The sequence below is a fragment of the Cyanobium sp. LEGE 06143 genome (assembly GCF_015207535.1).
Lineage (GTDB): Bacteria > Cyanobacteriota > Cyanobacteriia > PCC-6307 > Cyanobiaceae > NIES-981.
This window is the reverse complement of sequence record NZ_JADEWP010000288.1, coordinates 1-2130: the sequence shown is the minus strand read 5'-3', so window position 1 is coordinate 2130 and position 2130 is coordinate 1. Positions and strand designations below refer to the sequence as shown.

The 2130-nt window shown below is 73.7% G+C and carries 2 protein-coding genes; both read right to left on the bottom strand.

Annotated features, from left to right (window positions below; genetic code table 11):
- Positions 1–427: 427 nt before the first annotated feature.
- Positions 428–982, bottom strand: coding sequence for a rhodanese-like domain-containing protein (locus IQ216_RS13630; RefSeq protein ID WP_193815896.1), 555 nt, complete (start codon positions 980–982; stop codon positions 428–430).
- Between the two features lie 55 nt (positions 983–1037).
- Complete coding sequence (locus IQ216_RS13625; RefSeq protein WP_193815897.1) at positions 1038–2126, bottom strand: rhodanese-like domain-containing protein; 1089 nt, start codon at positions 2124–2126, stop codon at positions 1038–1040.
- Positions 2127–2130 lie beyond the last annotated feature (4 nt).

The following is a 2130-nucleotide window of genomic DNA, read 5'->3' as shown; positions in this document are numbered from 1 at the left end:
CCTCCGGAGCGGCCGGCGGGCCGGCCATCCCNANGNAKSAGCWNGNSCWGRAKGMCGTYRCSGMKGNNCRMCGCTGNNARCAGCASSAGMWGCRGCANSKYCWGGNATNNGGCNCCGMCNNCMSCAGSCYGSYGYCGMSCCANCWRCYSGCCARGNNNSCGGGCANSGMCMRGGATCWGGKSAGNRYSGSMGMGMYAGCYGNGCMGYGSMGCMKGYAGGKCNYCCRSSWTGSCCRGKGCAAGCAGCGCCACCACCAGCAGCGACAGCGGCACCGCCTCGCGCGTGGCCAGGGCCGCGCCGCTCACCAGCAGGGGCAGCAGCAGGATCGAGCCCCCCGCCCCCAGCACGGCCAGCAGCAGCCCGATCAGGGCTCCGCCTGCCAGCAGCAGCGGCGTGGGGGCCGTCGCCAGCTCAACGGCCGCGGCCGTCACGGGCTCACCCGATTCCAGGGCATCAGCGCCAGCAGCCGCGCCATACCGCAGAAGCCGCTGAGGCCGGCGAACACCAGCCCGGCTCCCACAAAGGCGCTCAGAGCCATCCAGGCCGGGGCGACGGACTGGCTCAGGATCACCCCGAGCAGCACCAGGGATCCGGCGGCGATCTGAACCTGCCGCATCAGGGGCAGGGGGGCCCTGGCCCTGGCCAGAAGCGGCAGGCCCGCCTGCTGCCAGGCCTCGATGCCGCCCTCCAGATCGCTCACGGCCCGGGAAGGGTTGCGGCTGAGCAGCTGCTCCCGGGCGGCGGTGCTGCGGTGGCCGCTGTGGCACACCAGCACCAGGGGGCCCTCGGGCAGCGGCTCGCGAGCGAGGCGGGCCAGGGGCACATTGCGGCTGCCGGCGATGTGGCCGCCCAGCAGCTCCACCGGCTCGCGCACATCCACCACGGTGACGGCCCCCCGGGCGAGCTGATCGGCCAGTTCAGGGGCGGAGACCCGTCCCGGGGAGAGGCGTGTGGATGGAGCTGCGGCAGGGGTGAGGGTCATGGCTGTCGTCGGTGCAAAGGGTGTTGAGAGGCCCTGTTGGGCGTGAGACGGGGCCTCAGGGGTTGCTGCGCTCCAGCGGATAGCCCTCATCCCCCCAGCGCTGCAGGCCGCCGCGCAGGTTGGCCACCTGCTGGTGGCCGCTGCGCAGCAGGTGCTGGGTGGCCAGGGCCGAGCGACTGCCGGAATGGCACACCACCACCAGCGGCCGGTCGGCAGGCAGCTCGGCGCTGCGGGCCTCCAGCTCGGGCAGGGGCAGCAACAGGCTGCCGGCGATGCGGCCATCGGGCCCCTCGAACTCCTCGGCGGAGCGCACATCCAGCAGGGTCAGAGCGGCGGCATGGGCCGCCACCCAGGCGGGGGTGAGTTCGGGCAGACCGGCATAGCTGCGGCTGAGCGGGGCCCAGCTGACCGCAGGTTCGGGGTGCAGGGGGCGGCCGGAGCGCAGGTTACCGGGCAGGGCCTCGGCAATGCGGTGCGGATGGGGCAGGCGCAGGTTCTGCATGTGACCCACGAAATCGCGCTCACTGGCGCTGCCGCCGAGGCGGGCATTGAAGGCGCGCTCCTCCGCCACCGAGGTGACCGAACGGCCGGTGTAGTCGTGGCCGGGATAGAGCAGGCAGGCCTCCGGCAGGGTGAGGATCTGCTCGGTGATCGAGGCCCACAGGGTGTGGGCGTTGCCCTGCTGGAAATCACAGCGGCCGCAGCCCCGCACCAGCAGGGCGTCGCCGCTGAAGGCGGCGCTGTGGTCGTCGAGCACATAGGTGAGGCAGCCGGCGGTGTGGCCGGGGGTGGCGCGCACCTGCAGATGGCGTCCGCCGAAGGCCACCGTGTCGCCCTGGCCCAGGGGCAGGGTCACGTTCTCGGCGCCGGCGCTGGCCGCCAGGCCGATGGCGCAGCCCGTGGCCTGGTGCAGCAGCCAGCTGCCGGTCACATGGTCGGCATGGGCGTGGGTGTCGAGGCTGGCCACCAGCACCAGGCCGAGCTCCTGGATCAGGGCGAGATCGCGGTCGTGCCGCTCGAACACCGGATCGATGATCAGGGTCTGGCGGCTGCTCACCTCGGCCAGCAGATAGGTGTAGGTGCCGGTGGCGGCATCAAACAGCTGGCGCAGCAACAGCGGCGCGCCCCCGGCGGCGGCGGCCAGGAGG